Below are 13881 nucleotides of genomic sequence, written 5' to 3'. Positions count from 1 at the left end.
CAGACATCAGGCGGACAAATCGGGACATCGTTTGTCTGCTCTCGTCAGGCGCTTAAGCGAACCATCTGACCTAAAAACATTACATTCCCCGAAAGGCGTTCTATAGTTCAATCGCCTTATCTACTAACGAGACACTGTAATGCGTATTAAAGGACTTAATTTAGGCTTCTTTATCGTAATTTTGGCGATTGTCACCTACGCCTTTTTTGATGTGCTGACACCGTATTTTTCTGCCATTTTCTGGGCCGCGATTCTGGCGGTGATCTTCCATCCGCTGAAGTCGCTGTTGCGTCGTAAAATGGGCGATCGTAACGGTCTGGCTGCGTTTGCCACACTGCTGATTATCTGCCTGATTGTGTTCACGCCGCTGGCGCTGATCACCTCTTCGATGGTCGTTGAAGTCAACACGGTATACACCAAGCTGCAGAACAACTCCGCGCAGTTCCCGACGGTGTTTGCCGATCTGCTGCAACATCTGCCTTCGTGGGCGCGTAACTATCTCGCCGATAACAACCTGAACAACGCGCAGGAGATTCAGCAGAAGCTCTCTGGTTTTGCGCTGAAAGGCGGCCAGTACATGGCGGGCAGCGTGTTCCTGATCGGCAAAGGGACCTTCACCTTTACCGTTGGCTTTGGCGTGATGCTCTATCTGCTGTTCTTCCTGCTGAAAGATGGCGCCTGGCTGGTGAATTTGATTCTGGAAGCGCTGCCACTTTCTACCTACGTGAAACATCATCTGATGATGAAGTTCGCAGCGGTGTCGCGCGCCACGGTCAAAGGCACGGTGGTGGTTGCAGTGGTGCAAGGTGTGTTGGGCGGCATCGCCTTCTGGATCACCGGCATTGACGGCAGCTTGCTGTGGGGCACCTTGATGGCGTTCCTGTCGCTGATTCCGGCGGTCGGTTCTGCGATTGTTTGGGTTCCGGCAACTATCTTCTTCTTCGCCACCAGCGCCATCTGGAAAGCCCTGTTCCTGATTGGCTTCTTCGTGGTGGTAGTTGGCTTGGTGGATAACATCCTGCGTCCGCTGCTGGTCGGTAAAGATACCAAAATGCCGGACTATCTGATCCTGATCTCCACGCTGGGCGGCATGGAAGTGTACGGCATCAACGGCTTTGTCATTGGTCCGCTGATCGCTGCGCTGTTCATTGCCTGCTGGAATCTGCTTTCCGGTCGCGATAACCGCGAGAATTCCGAAGAGATCGACGAAGAGTTTATCGAAGAGGGTAAAACCCGCGAGGAAGAGGGCAAAATCCGCGAGTAACTGTTTCAAACGGCTACCGTTTATCGGTAGCCGCATTCCCGCATGAGAATATCGTCCCGCCATTTGCTATCATCGTTGCATTGATTACGGCTTGCGACAAAAGAGAACAACATGTCCATGGAATCCTCCTTAGCGCGTGAAAATCAGGTTCTGTCAGTCTTCGATTTCGACGGCACGCTGACCATTCACGATAGCTTTATCCCCTTTCTACGCTTCAGCTTTGGCAAACGTGCTTTCGCACGCAAAATTGCCCGACTGGCACTGCCAACGCTGCGCTGCATGCGTAAAAAGCTAACGCGTGATGAGTTAAAAGAAGTGTTGATTCACACCTTTTTAACCGGCGTTGAGGAGAAATGGATTCGCCAGCAGGCACAACTTTTCTGCGCGGCCAACTGGAACAAGTTGATGCGTCCAGCCGGACTGTTAGCGGTTGCCGCTGAAGTGAACTCCAGCGCGGAAGTGACCATCTGTTCCGCCTCGCCTGCGATGGTATTAGAACCGTTCGCCGAGCGTCTGGGCATCAACCTGATCGGCACCCAATTAGAAGTCGTCGACGGCATTCTCACCGGAAAGATTACCGGCCACAACTGCCGCTGCGGTCAAAAGGTTAAGCGACTGGAAAGCGTTTACGGCCCGTTGCATAACTATCACCTGCGCGCCTGGGGCGATACGCGCGGTGATTTTGAATTACTGGCCGCCGCGCAGGATCCACACTGGCGTCATTTCCATCCAACGTGGAAAAAACGCCGCGTGCCAATGGAAAAACTGCGCATGCTGCGCCTGGATCCGTAGGGTCGCCATTCATGGCGACCGATTCAGACAGCAAAAAGCCCCGGACCAGCCGGGGCTTTGTTAGCAATGCTTTAAATCAGACGCTCACGCCATGCTGTGAGGCCAGCGCTGACAGGCCGCCTGCGAAGCCCTGACCTACCGCTTTGAATTTCCACTCGTTGCCATTGCGATACAGCTCACCGAACACCATCGCGGTTTCAGTAGACGCATCTTCAGACAGGTCGAAACGGGCGATTTCAGCGCCGTTGTCATTGTTGAAGATACGCATGAAGCTGTTGCTCACCATGCCGAAGTTCTGCTTACGCGCTTCTGCATCATAAATGGTAACCGCAAAGACCAGTTTCTTTACGTCAGCCGGTACTTTAGACAAGGTGATTTTAACCTGCTCGTCATCGCCGTCGCCTGCACCGGTGCGGTTATCGCCCTGATGCTCAACGGAACCACAAGCGCTCTGCTTGTTGTTGAAGAAGATGAAGCTGGCATCGCTCAGCACTTTACCGTCGTCACCGACCATAAACACTGACGCATCGAGGTCGAAGTCCTGACCATCTGTTACACGTGCATCCCAACCCAGACCCGCCATGGCAACATTCATGGTTGGTGCTTCTTTAGTCAGGGAAACGTTACCGCCTTTTACCAGAGAAACTGCCATTTTAAAGCTCCTGCTTTTAATTGGATGATGCGGGCAGCGCGTGGCTGCCCGTGTTAATTAAGATGCGTTAATGCCGTACTGAGCACACACCGAGGCGAGGCCGCCGGCATAACCCTGGCCTACCGCGCGGAATTTCCACTCGGCACCGTTACGGTACAGCTCACCAAACAGCATCGCGGTTTCGGTGGAAGCATCTTCGGTCAAATCGTAACGCGCCACTTCACTGCGATCGTCATCGTTAACCAGGCGGATAAACGCGCCGGAAACCTGGCCGAAGCTCTGACGACGGGTCTGCGCATCATGGATGGTGACCACAAACACGATCTTGTCGACGTCGGCTGGAATCAGATCCAGTTTGATTTTCAGCGATTCATCATCGCCATCGCCTGCACCGGTACGGTTATCACCAGTGTGCGAAACAGAACCGTCGGAAGAGACCAGGTTGTTATAGAAAATGAAGTCAGCATCGCCACGGACTTTGCCGCTGGCGGACAGCAAGAACGCTGACGCATCAAGGTCAAAGTCCTGACCATCGGTGGAACGTGCATCCCAGCCAAGGCCAACGAGGACGTTTTTCATGGTTGGTGCCGCTTTGCTCAGCGAAACGTTACCGCCTTTAGAAAGAGAAACGCTCATTGTAATTACCTCTTGGTTAATGATTTTTAAGACACATTACTGGCAGAAGATCAGCTCTCTTCTTTTTCCTCGGGTTTACCGGGGAACATCACGCTGAGTACGATACCAACCGCTAACACGCCGAGTACCACAAACAGGCTGGCGCTAGCAGAGATGCTGTAGCCGTGATGCCAGATATGATCGGTAGCATTCAGACCCAGTTTCACCGCGATGAAGAACAGCAGCACGATAACGGCTTTTTCGAGGTGAACCAGATACTGTTTCAATGCTTCAAGTACGAAGTACAGCGTACGCAAGCCGAGGATGGCGAACATCATGGCGCTATAAACGATCAGCGGTTCACGGCTTACCGCGATAATTGCCGGCACGGAGTCAAAGGCGAACATCACGTCAGAGAGTTCAACCACCGCCACACACAGCATCAACGGCGTGGCATACAGCGCCGCTTTCTTGCCGCGACCAATCGCTACGTCTTTGTTTTCTGGCTTCTGCAGTTCTTCATCGACTTCTTTCTGATTCAGCAGGAAGGCGTTGCCGCGCATTTTTGGCCAGATTGGGAAGAAGCGCTTCACCATGCGATAAGCAAGATGCTGCGAGTAATCTTCGATCTCGTCGCTGTCGTCGCCGCTTTTCAGCATCATCACTGCGGTCCAGGCTACGATCAGCGCAAACACGATCTCAACGTACGGACCGAGGCTCAGCAAGCCGGTACCAATCGCCACGAAGATGCCACGGAAGACGATGGCACCGATGATGCCCCAATAAAGCACGCGGTGACGGTAGCGGTCCGGAACAGCAAACCACGAGAAGATCGCCATCATGACGAACAGGTTATCGACGGAGAGTACTTTCTCCAGCGCGTAACCGGTGACGAACAGGCTGGCAACTTCTGCGCCGTGATGGATATAGAGGAAGCCGGCGAAACCCATCGCCACAGCCACCCAGAACACCGACCACAGCGCCGCGCTTTTCAGCGAAATCGGCTTGTCGCCGCGGTGCATGAACAGGTCGATAAAAATAGCTCCTACTGACAGCGCGATGAAAACCGCGACTGTTTCAGTTGGGAAGCCAATGTGCGTAGACACCATGATGAACCCTTAAAAGATAAAAAATTACAGACCAAATATTGCTGGATCAAAGCCCAAAGCGACGGCGATCTCGCGCACCGCTTTCTGCTCGTCAGCATCAAAATCACCATCACTCTTACCGACAGCAATACCTACGCGGATCGCCAACTGCGCGGCTTCCGGCTGATCTTTCAACGCCATGATGTACTTCATAGTTTCGCCCTTGCCGATTTCCAGATCGAAATCGAAGCTGCTCACCAGCTTGTTGAAGAACTCAATCACTTCATTGGTATCAAAAACTTTCAATTCTTCGGAGGCGCGCAGAAAACCGATCATCTTCTGCTTCTCTTCCGCGCTTACGCTGCCGTCTGCCACCGCAATGCGTGCGCAAACCGCTACCGTACCCTGCATAAATTTCTTGTTCTTAAAGCGGCTAACCTGTTTGGTTAATTCATCGCGGCCAGAATTAAATGCGCCTTTAACCTTGTTGAAAAAGCTCATAGTGAATCCTCTGTCTGAAATTATTTGGAACCGGCTCGCCAGTTGAATCCCCAACCGAAAGCTTTATCCATATCGGAATGCCCGTTAAAGAACTGATTGATACGCTCGACGCGGATACTGCCGTTCTCATTGACCAGGCGAGCAATCGCACACATGTTGCGGCGATTTTCCCCTTCAGTCATACGCGTTTCAATCGGTGGCTGGTCTGGAATGTGCAGCGTCACTACGCCATCTGTTTTGTCCCAGCTCGCCGCACCTTGATAGATGAAGGCGAAAACCAACACTTCGCGAATCTGACTCCATTCGCGACCGTTGATGTGCAGCCATTCGCCATCGGTCACTTCGCCGGTACGATCGTCGCCCTGCAAGTGTACGAAAGGTTTGGCATGCATGGCGCCAAAATTGCCGCCCAGCGCCTGGATCACACCGCGCGAACCATCTTGCAGCTCAACGAAGGCGCCGAGATCGAGATCCACGCCTTTGTTGCCGCCGAACAATCCGCGCAATCCGCCGCCACCGCTATTCGTTTCACGGTGCCAGTTTAGATTGATGCGGATCTCACCGAAGTTATCGCGCTTGGTCAGGCTAATGGCAGGCTTCTCTTTGGTGAGAGAAACTTTGCTCAGATTGATTTTTGCTGGCGCTGGCGTCGGAGCCGCCTGCGGTGCAGGAGCAGGAGCAGGCGTTGGTGCAGGCGCAGGTTCCGCTATATCCACACCAAAATGTTCCGCCAGCGGCTGCAAGCCGCCGTTGAAACCCTGCGCAATAAAGCGGAATTTCCACTCATTATTGCGACGGTAAAGTTCGCCGAGGATCAATGCCGCTTCCTGACGTCCCACCAGCTCCACGTTACCGCTCAGCAGCACGTTGCCGCCCTGCTCCACCTGAATCGCCAGACGTTGCAAGCCCGACACGTTGCGGCCGCCGTCACAGGTGACGGTGAAGGCCACTTTCTGCACGTCAGGACGCAAGCGGGTGAGATCGACGGAAAAGGCGGAGTTGTGCCCTTCGCTTTTCAGGCTGATGGTGCGGTCATCGTTATCCGGCTGGCCGTAGAACACCATATCGGCATCGCCATTAACTTTGCCGCTGGCGAACAAACGAAAGGCGGAAGCATCAACGGCGGCGCCAGCGAGCACGCGCACCGTCAGCAGATTTGCAGGAACGGGAGCATTGCTCCCCGGCGTCATATTCATTAGCGCACCACTGCGGCAACGATGTCGTTTTGCATCGCATCGATGGTACGACCGGCACTCGCGCGGCCATGCGCCGTGAAGTCCCACAGTCCGCCGTTGCGGTGCAGCGAAGCAATCACGATGCCGGTATGGCTGCCTTGCTCAGTCAGCTCATAGCGCGCCAGCTCTTTGCCGTTTTGATCGACCACGCGGCAGAAGGCATTTTCCACTTCGTTGAAGGTTTGGCCCTGGAAGCTGTTCACGGTGAACGCCAGATACTCAACGTTGGCCGGCAGACGTGACAACTCAACGTTGATCACTTCATCGTCGCCATCGCCTTCGCCGGTACGGTTATCACCGCTGTGTTTAACCGCACCACATTTGGAGGTTAATGCGCGGAACCAGATGGTATCAATGGCATTACCGGATTGATCCAATAATACGCAGCTGGCATCGAGATCGATGGAATCTCCGCCGCCGCCAAATAGCTTGCCTAACAAGCCTTTCTTTTTAATTGGATCCCAGCCTAAGCCGAAATGTAATTTATTCAGCGAAGCGGTTTGTTTGCTGAGTGAGACCGTCTGATTCTTGCTTAATGAAACCATGTCATAATTCCTTCAAACAGGTTTGAAAAGGGTTTTATATTTGCATCAAATTCCATGAGGGCAAAATCATATCATGAGGATATTCATGAACAGCATTAATTTTCACAGCAATTTCATGAAACACAATAAAGCGTTGCAGAAGAACAACTTAAGAGAATCCAACTCAATTAGGCAACGCACTAAACATGACAATTCTTTACATTAAAATTCATAAGGTTACGTTAGGGTAAAAAATCATATTATGATTGACTCGTTTCGAGGTGAGAAATAAACTCGCAAGCCATAACCCAGCCACCAGCCTCTTGCGGAAATAATTAGAAATGTCTCACAAAATTTGGCTAATGGAAGGTTTATCCTCCCAGCGCGATATAATTAATGGCATTACATCTACAGCTAAAAAACATAACTACAACGTGTCGATTTATGCATCACATCGCCAATCGCGTAATGAAATACTTTCTCTGGCGGATCATGCATTAATTGAACCTGGTGATATTAATCAGCGCCTCGAATTTATTCTTTCTACCGTAAAAAAATACGCCATTCAGGCGATCCATACCGGTCGACATGCGCATTGGTTTGAAGCCCATCGCGCCGCTATTGAAGCCAGCGGTGCGCGCTTAACCACCGGCGCACGCGACGTCGCCATGCTGAATCTGGCCGATGACAAAGTTGCTTTTGCCCACCATATGAAAAGCCTGAATTTGCCGGTGGTGCCTTCACTGCGCGTTGATTCACCCGTACAGTTGCGCGAGTTGATCGCTCGCAAGCCCTTTGGTGATCTGCCGCTGTGCGTTAAGCCGGTTACCGGTATTTATGGCATGGGATTCTGGCAGTTTGATGAAAGCGTCTCACCGATGGCGGCGTTCACCCATCCGGATGCGCGCCGGGTGAAAGCCGAATACTACTTACAGGCGCTGGAAGCCGTCGACAGCATGGAGCCGCTGGTCTTGATGCCGTATCTGCCGGGCCCGGAATATTCGGTTGATATGCTGGCGGAAAACGGCAAAGTGCTTGCCGCCGTGGCGCGCCGTAAAGAAGGTGCGCTGCAGTATCTGGAGAACAGCGGCGAAGCCTTTGAGCTGGCGCAAGCCTGCGCCGCCGCGATGGGCGCGGATGGTTTGATCAACGTGCAGACGCGCAATGATGCCAGCGGTAAACCGCTATTACTGGAGATCAATATGCGCCCTTCCGGCGGTATTGGTTACACCCGTTTCAGCGGCGTAAATCTTCCCGGCTTGTTTGCCCTGCGCCAGCTAGGCTTGATCAGTCAGCAGCAGGTGATCGATGACGCCCGCAGCGCCTTCACGCCAGCAACCGTCCGCGCGCTGAGCGACGCGGTGGCGTACAACCCCGTCCTGTCCAACCAGGTTCAATGAGGAATTATCCATGACCACACTTTGGAGCAGGACGCTTTCATGCGGCACGCTGAGCGTCACGCCAACCGGCGGCATCAGCGCCATCGACAATCTGTTTGAGATCGCCGAGCGCCGCAATCCCAAGCGCGCTTTTCTATTCGTCAGTAAAGTGCTTGGCCGCCACATTCCGGTCGCACCGGAGAAAATGCGCGCCGTTTATCGCCAGTTGGCGGAGCAGTTCCCGCCGCTTTCTGACGGCCCGGTGCTGTTTATCGGCATGGCGGAAACCGCCGTTGGTCTGGGCGCAGGCGTATTTGATGAAGTGCGCCAGCGCGTGAGCGAACCGGTGTATCTCACCTCGACGCGCCATCCGCAGCAGGCGGATTTGCTGTGCGAGTTCAAAGAGAATCACAGCCACGCCACCGATCATCTGATTTATCTGCCCGATGATACGCAGCTGCGCCAGCGCGTGCTCAACGCGCGCACGCTGGTGATGATTGATGACGAAGCGACCACCGGCAACACCTTTATTAACCTGCTCGAAGCGCTGCGCAACGACGGCGGCTTAAAGCAGATCGAGCAGGTTATCGCCGTCACGCTCACCGACTGGAGCGGCGATGCGTTACCCGCGCGCTGTCCGGTGCCGGTACGCACCGTATCGTTGGTGCAAGGCGACTGGCACTGGCAGCAGGATCCTGACGCCGCGCTACCGCCGATGCCCGCGGTGGCGCTAAACGACGCCGCCACCGTGCCAATAACCGGCAAACAAAGCTGGGGCCGACTCGGCATGGAAACGCCAGCGGGCGATCTTGGCCCCACGATTCAGGCGCAGCCGGGAGAAAAAATCCTCGTGCTCGGCAGCAGCGAATTTGTCTGGGAGCCCTTCTTGCTGGCCGAACGTCTGGCAGCACAAGGCGCTGAGGTGAAATACAGCTCCACTACGCGCTCGCCGATCGCCACCGGATTTGCCATCGAATCGGCTATCGCCTTTGGCGATAACTACGGTCTCGGCATCGCCAATTTCGTTTACAACGTGGCACATCAGCAGTTTGACCGCATTTTGCTGTGCATCGAAACGCCGGCCGACAGCGTGGATCCGCTGTTAACCACGGCACTGGCCAGGGTTGCGCCACAGGTGGAAGTGATCAGCTATGAATAAACCGGTAATTTTTTCCGACCTCGACGACACGCTATTTCAGACGCGCCGCAAAATGGTGGACGAGCTGGATCTTGAGCCGTTCCGTACTGGCGCGCTCGATCTCAGCCTGCAGCCGCGCAGCTTTATGACCGAAGAGCAGTCGATGCTGGTCGACTGGATGATCGAGCAGGCCGATTTGATCCCGGTCACCGCACGCGGCACCGAAGAGATCGCGCGCGTGCAGATCCCTTTTCGTTCGTGGGCTGTCACTACGCACGGCGCGGTGATCCTTAATCCGCAAGGTGAGGAAGATGCCGCATGGCGCGCGCACATGCTGGAAAAACTGACGCCGTACGGCCCGGCGCTGCTCTCGATGCAGCAGGCGATCACTGACATGATGGCAGAGCGCGACATTAACGGCTGGGCGCGCATCAACTATGAATATGGCGTCACGCCGATCTATCTGGTGATGAAACACCGTGACAGCACGCGCCTCGAAGAGCTTTACGCCATCGCCGATGAAATTGAGCAACGCTTCCCCACCGTCGGCTATTACATCCATCGCAACAGCAACAACGTCGCCTGGCTGCCGAACGTGGTGGAAAAAGGCTTAGCCGTCAGCTACCTGCTGGAAAAACTGCGTAATGAGCGCGGCGTCTTCCCGGTAATTGGCCTCGGCGACAGCCTCAGCGATCACCGCTTTATGAAGCTGTGCAGCTGGTACGGCATTCCACGCCAAAGCCAGTTTGCCGAGCGCATCAACCAATCCATATTCGGAGAACAATCAGATGGTGAATAACCTGCCTTTCTCTGGATCGTACCAAGCCGGCGACGTCGAATTCCTGCTCAAGCCCGTCGAGATCGTCATGACGCCGGTGGAGCAAAAAGAGCAGCTGATCCAATCCGGCGCGCGCCACTATTCCGAGATGTTGAGCCAGGAACCGGAACCGACGCGCTGGCACCTTGAGCTATTTTCCCGCGCGCTTGACGAAGGTGCCGGACGTCTGGCGAAAGAAGTCACCATGCTGGCGCAGACGCTGGCACACCAGTTTGGCGACACGCCGATTGTGCTCACAAGCCTGGTGCGCGCGGGCGTGCCGCTTGGCGTGATGCTGCAACAGGCGCTGCGCGCGATGGGCCGCGAATCCTACCATTACGGCATCAGCATCATCCGCGATCGCGGCATTGATCAGGCCGCGCTGGAGATCATCGAAGCGCGCCACGGCACCAAAGGCATTGTGTTCGTTGATGGCTGGACCGGCAAAGGCGCCATCACCGGCGAGCTGATCCGCAGCCTCGAACATCGTCCCGGCTATCCGGCGCAACCGCGCTTGGTGGTACTGGCCGATCCGTGCGGCAAGGCGTGGCTTTCAGCCAGCGATGATGACTGGCTGATCCCGTTTGGCATTATGGGCGCGCCGGTTTCGGGCTTGATCTCGCGCTCGTTGTGGTCAGAAGAAGGCTTGCACGGCTGCGTGCAGTGCGACCATCTGGCGCAATACGATTGCAGCCAGCAGTTGGTGAACACCGTGGCGGAATACGCGCGCTCGCTGGATGTCAGCGCCCTGCCCGCATGCCAGCAGGATCCACAACATCAGCAGCAGCTGGTGGCGCAAAGTGAAGCGGTGATCGCCATGCTGGCGGCGCGTTATCAGGTGAACAGCATCAACCGCATTAAGCCGGGCATCGCCGAAGCCACGCGCGCCGTGCTGCGTCGCGTGCCGGATCAGGTGCTGGTACGTTCGGTGGACGACCCTGACGTGGCGCTGCTGGTCTATCTTGCCCAACAAAAAGGGCTGACCATCACAGAAGCGGGAGCCGATCTTGGGCAATACCGCGCCGTGACGATAATCAAAAAGGTGCTGTGATGAACGGCCGTCTCTCTCCGTGGCGTTTGGGCGCAACGCTGTATATGCCGGCGGTGCGCAGCGATATCGTCGATGCCATTCTGCACAATAAAATTAGCGGGTTGCGCTCGCTGGTGATCTGCCTGGAAGATGCGGTCAGTGATGCGGATCTGCCGCAGGCGCTGCACAATCTCCAGCAAATCCTGCATGTTTTGAATGCCGAACAGCGCGCCAATGGCAACGCGCAGTGGCCGCTGGTGTTTATCCGTCCGCGTAACAGCGAGATGGGCGCGTGGCTGGTGGAAAACCTCAACCTCAGCGCGATAGACGGTTTGGTGCTGCCGAAATTCACCGCCGATTCCTTGCCTGTGTGGTGGCAGATTCTCGAACCAAGCCATCTGTGCATGATGCCGACGCTGGAAACCGAAGAGGTATTCGACGTGGTGGCGATGCGCGAGTTGGCCCTCACGCTGCAAAACCATGTTTGCCGCGAGCGCGTGATCGCCTTGCGCATCGGCGGTAACGACTTAATGAATGTGCTGTCGCTGCGCCGCTCGCGCCACTTCACGCTCTATGACAGCCCGATGGGTTACACCATCAAAATGCTGGTGGCGGTATTCGCGTCGCGGGATTTTGCGTTGACCGCGCCAGTGTGCGAGCACATCGACGATCAGCAGATTATGGATCAGGAACTGGCGCTGGATATCGCGCACGGTTTGGTGGGCAAAACCGCCATTCACCCAAGCCAGATCGGCAAGATTCAGGACATGCTGATGGTTTCCGCCAGCGATCAGGCGGATGCCTTCCGCATCCTCAACTCAAGCCAGGCGGTATTTAAATCGCAGGGCGCGATGTGCGAACCGGCGACGCATCGCCGCTGGGCCGCCGCCATCCTGGCCCGCGCGCAGGAATATGGCATCGCACCCGATACCCGCGCAGACGGTGCATTGATGCTGGTAACGTGACAAACCCCGTAGGGTGGGCATTCATGCCCACCGCTTTACCACCAAACCACAATCCAAACGCAAGAATTTTCTGACCCTATTTACCTGATATTTAAATACCCTCTGATACTGTCGAAAACCGTTTGCCAGGAGGGCGATACCGACCATTGACCACTAACGCAGGCCTCAATCGACCATGCAACTCAGTACCCGACAGACACGCGTATTCATGCTCGCCTCACTGCTCAGTAGCGGCAAACCGGTAGCCTCCAGCCGCATTCTCGCCTCGCTCGACTGCTCCGAACCCACGCTGACGCGCGCGCTAAAAGAGCTACGTGAATCCTGGTCTGCGGAGATCAAATACAGCCGCCTCACCCACTGCTACCAACTTACTGAACCCGGCAAACTCGACAAGAAAAGCCTGCGCCATATTAATGAAGCGCTCAAACTCAATGCCGAACTGCAACAGAGCGAAACCGTCAGCCGAGTATTTCTGGATAAAGAGAAAAAGAAAGCGGTGTCACTGTCATTGCGTATGTCTGTTTTAAGGAAAATCGATCAGGTTGTAAGGTTGAGTGAAACGACAAGAAGTGATGCGGTAGAGATGCTGGTTGAGAGCGGACTGGATGAGTTGATTGAGAGGTTGATGCTTAAAAAGAACTAATTCAAACGGCAGTAATATTTCAGCAGTGGTTTAATGACGTTTATTGCCACGATAATTACCAACTAACCTCAGTGATGCAAACCTACCTCACTCCCTTAAATGATTAATGGACCTCATCGACCTGGATATTGTCCCCTAACCTCCCAAAACTGTTAGCGTAATCACGTTTCATCGATCGTTATTTTCATCATTAGCATTCACATCATCGTACCACATGATGACTAATACAGAACAGCCTTTCTCCTTTATTAAATTATAAATAAATCATTCAAAATCAATATTTAAAATAAAAATCTCGCAGTAACCGAATCGAGTTAAAGCTCTTTTTAATATCGAGTGTAAAAACTGGTAGAAAATTGGAATCCTGTTTCATAAACTCAAATTGTTAGTTTGATCAACTATCACTCAATGTAATATCATCAGTGCCGTTGATAGGTAGAGACCGCCTTTTTAGGCAGATAGTCCACATTTGCTCGGCTAAGTAAGCAGCGTGAGCAACAACAACTCCCCAATTGAAATCGGTAATTGGGTTAATGGATTAACAATGTTCAGGCGTTACCAGGAAGGTACCCATGACGTTTTCACAACACAACATCACAGCCAATACTCTCGATGCGCTGATGCAGGATACCTGGCTATTGGCGCTCGCGGTCCGCAATGGGCAATCGATCACAATTGATGATGCGCTCTACCAGCGTTGCTTCAATATGATTCAACAGGTTCAGGATCAACTCACTACAGCGGGAGTACCAGCTTCTCTCTGCGAAGAAATCAAATTTGCGCACTGCGTGTTTCTTGACGAACTGATCATGACCATTCCGGAAACTGATATCTCTGCCTGGTGGAAACGCACACCTTTGCAGGGGCACTTTCTCGGGCACCTCAATGGAGGTGAGCATTTCTACGAACGCATTAAAAACCTGCTTCATGAATCAGCAGCAGCTGAAGCCGCCGTTAGCTGTTACTACAGAATGTTGATTTTTGGGTATGCCGGAAAATACCGAACGGAAGATATTGAGGAGCGCCAATCGCTGATGCAGCAGCTAAAAGCGCGGTTGCCGCAGCAGATTGGAGCTGCCGACTCAGCGGTAATTATCCAGCATTCAAAGCATAAAACATCTTTCTGGCAACGTTCTCCATGGCTTATTCGCAGCAGTGTGCTGCTTGCCATTATTGTCGCCACTTTCATCATGAACGGTCATCTGCAATATCTGTTAGTCAAAGGGTAGGCTTCGGGC

The 13881-nt window shown here is 53.9% G+C and carries 15 protein-coding genes; 9 read left to right on the top strand and 6 right to left on the bottom strand.

Annotation, left to right across the window (positions count from 1 at the left end; translation table 11 throughout):
• Window positions 1-139 precede the first annotated feature (139 nt).
• Both VIJ98_RS05280 and VIJ98_RS05275 read left to right on the top strand, forming a co-directional pair.
• Window positions 140-1264 carry an AI-2E family transporter gene (locus VIJ98_RS05280; protein ID WP_008103736.1) on the top strand — a complete coding sequence of 375 codons (1125 nt, stop codon included), beginning with the start codon at window positions 140-142 and terminating at the stop codon, window positions 1262-1264.
• A gap of 111 nt (window positions 1265-1375) precedes the next feature.
• Window positions 1376-2056, top strand: coding sequence for an HAD family hydrolase (locus tag VIJ98_RS05275; protein ID WP_061717412.1), 681 nt, complete (start codon window positions 1376-1378; stop codon window positions 2054-2056).
• Window positions 2057-2132: 76 nt separating this feature from the next.
• On the opposite strand, the gene VIJ98_RS05270 is transcribed toward VIJ98_RS05275, so the two are convergent.
• The 6 genes from VIJ98_RS05270 to VIJ98_RS05245 are packed head-to-tail and all read right to left on the bottom strand — an operon-like array spanning window position 2133 to window position 6692.
• Entirely contained in the window at window positions 2133-2708 is a 576-nt protein-coding gene (locus VIJ98_RS05270; protein WP_258144741.1) for a TerD family protein, read from the bottom strand.
• Between the two features lie 57 nt (window positions 2709-2765).
• Entirely contained in the window at window positions 2766-3344 is a 579-nt protein-coding gene (locus VIJ98_RS05265; protein WP_008103744.1) for a TerD family protein, read from the bottom strand.
• Window positions 3345-3394: 50 nt separating this feature from the next.
• Entirely contained in the window at window positions 3395-4432 is a 1038-nt protein-coding gene (locus tag VIJ98_RS05260; RefSeq protein WP_008103746.1) for a TerC/Alx family metal homeostasis membrane protein, read from the bottom strand.
• Between the two features lie 24 nt (window positions 4433-4456).
• Window positions 4457-4912 carry a tellurite resistance TerB family protein gene (locus VIJ98_RS05255; protein WP_008103747.1) on the bottom strand — a complete coding sequence of 152 codons (456 nt, stop codon included), beginning with the start codon at window positions 4910-4912 and terminating at the stop codon, window positions 4457-4459.
• Window positions 4913-4932: 20 nt separating this feature from the next.
• A complete protein-coding gene (locus tag VIJ98_RS05250) occupies window positions 4933-6108 on the bottom strand; it encodes a TerD family protein (protein WP_323272616.1) in 1176 nt (391 codons plus the stop codon).
• The gene (locus tag VIJ98_RS05245) at window positions 6108-6692 is read right to left on the bottom strand and encodes a TerD family protein (protein WP_008103751.1); all 585 of its coding nucleotides are present in this window, start codon (window positions 6690-6692) and stop codon (window positions 6108-6110) included. Before VIJ98_RS05245 ends, VIJ98_RS05250 begins: the two co-directional genes overlap by 1 nt.
• A 320-nt stretch (window positions 6693-7012) precedes the next feature.
• On the opposite strand from VIJ98_RS05245, the gene VIJ98_RS05240 reads away from it, so the two are divergent.
• From VIJ98_RS05240 to tssL, 7 genes are all read left to right on the top strand, one after another.
• Window positions 7013-8071 carry an ATP-grasp domain-containing protein gene (locus VIJ98_RS05240; RefSeq protein WP_323272614.1) on the top strand — a complete coding sequence of 353 codons (1059 nt, stop codon included), beginning with the start codon at window positions 7013-7015 and terminating at the stop codon, window positions 8069-8071.
• A 10-nt stretch (window positions 8072-8081) separates the two neighbouring features.
• Window positions 8082-9209, top strand: a complete 1128-nt coding sequence (locus tag VIJ98_RS05235; RefSeq protein ID WP_323272612.1) for a phosphoribosyltransferase domain-containing protein — start codon at window positions 8082-8084, stop codon at window positions 9207-9209.
• Window positions 9202-9987, top strand: a complete 786-nt coding sequence (locus tag VIJ98_RS05230) for a hypothetical protein (RefSeq protein WP_323272610.1) — start codon at window positions 9202-9204, stop codon at window positions 9985-9987. Before VIJ98_RS05235 ends, VIJ98_RS05230 begins: the two co-directional genes overlap by 8 nt.
• Window positions 9977-11056: a cysteine protease StiP family protein gene (locus VIJ98_RS05225; RefSeq protein WP_154153460.1), complete on the top strand. Its 1080-nt coding sequence runs from the start codon at window positions 9977-9979 to the stop codon at window positions 11054-11056. The genes VIJ98_RS05230 and VIJ98_RS05225 overlap by 11 nt, the downstream gene beginning before the upstream one ends.
• The gene (locus VIJ98_RS05220) at window positions 11056-12000 is read left to right on the top strand and encodes an HpcH/HpaI aldolase/citrate lyase family protein (RefSeq protein ID WP_323272608.1); all 945 of its coding nucleotides are present in this window, start codon (window positions 11056-11058) and stop codon (window positions 11998-12000) included. The genes VIJ98_RS05225 and VIJ98_RS05220 overlap by 1 nt, the downstream gene beginning before the upstream one ends.
• A gap of 175 nt (window positions 12001-12175) precedes the next feature.
• Window positions 12176-12643, top strand: a complete 468-nt coding sequence (locus tag VIJ98_RS05215; protein WP_008103765.1) for a hypothetical protein — start codon at window positions 12176-12178, stop codon at window positions 12641-12643.
• A gap of 572 nt (window positions 12644-13215) precedes the next feature.
• Complete coding sequence (tssL, locus tag VIJ98_RS05210) at window positions 13216-13872, top strand: type VI secretion system protein TssL, short form (RefSeq protein ID WP_323272606.1); 657 nt, start codon at window positions 13216-13218, stop codon at window positions 13870-13872.
• The last annotated feature ends 9 nt before the right edge of the window (window positions 13873-13881 follow it).

It is taken from the genome of Pantoea sp. S18 (assembly GCF_045689705.1).
GTDB lineage: Bacteria > Pseudomonadota > Gammaproteobacteria > Enterobacterales > Enterobacteriaceae > Pantoea > Pantoea symbiotica.
Note: the sequence above shows the minus strand (reverse complement) of the source record. Positions and strands in the feature narration are given on the sequence as shown.